A 347-nucleotide genomic window follows, 5' to 3' on the forward strand; every position below is an offset into this window, starting at 1 on the left:
AGGCCGTACTGGACGGGGGTGTGGCTCCGGTGGTGGTGCCGTGGGTGATCTCCGGTCGTACGGAGGGAGCGCTACGGGGCCATATCGAGCTCCTCCGTGGCTTCGCGGCCGGGGCCGTTGCCCGTCCCGTGGATCTGGGCCCGTCCCCCCCAAACCCTGAGCCGAAATCACCCCCCCCCCGGCGGGGACCCCCTACACAAGACACCCCCGAGCCGACCCCAGCGTGCAGGCGTCCTCAAGGGAAAACCCCCCCGCCACATGCGCGGCGGCAATCTCACCGATCGAGTGCCCGGTCAGGATCTCGGGCTTCACGCCCCAGGACTCGATCAGGCGGTAGAGAGCGACTT

Annotated in this window: 1 protein-coding gene; it reads right to left on the reverse strand. The window is 69.7% G+C overall.

Features of this window, described 5'->3' with window-relative positions; all coding sequences use genetic code 11:
- Positions 1 to 192: 192 nt before the first annotated feature.
- The coding region (locus tag ADL08_RS35485; RefSeq protein ID WP_159048499.1) for an acyltransferase domain-containing protein at positions 193 to 347 on the reverse strand (155 nt) is incomplete at its 5' end.

The sequence above is a fragment of the Streptomyces sp. NRRL F-6492 genome (assembly GCF_001280125.1).
Classification (GTDB): Bacteria; Actinomycetota; Actinomycetes; order Streptomycetales; family Streptomycetaceae; genus Streptomyces.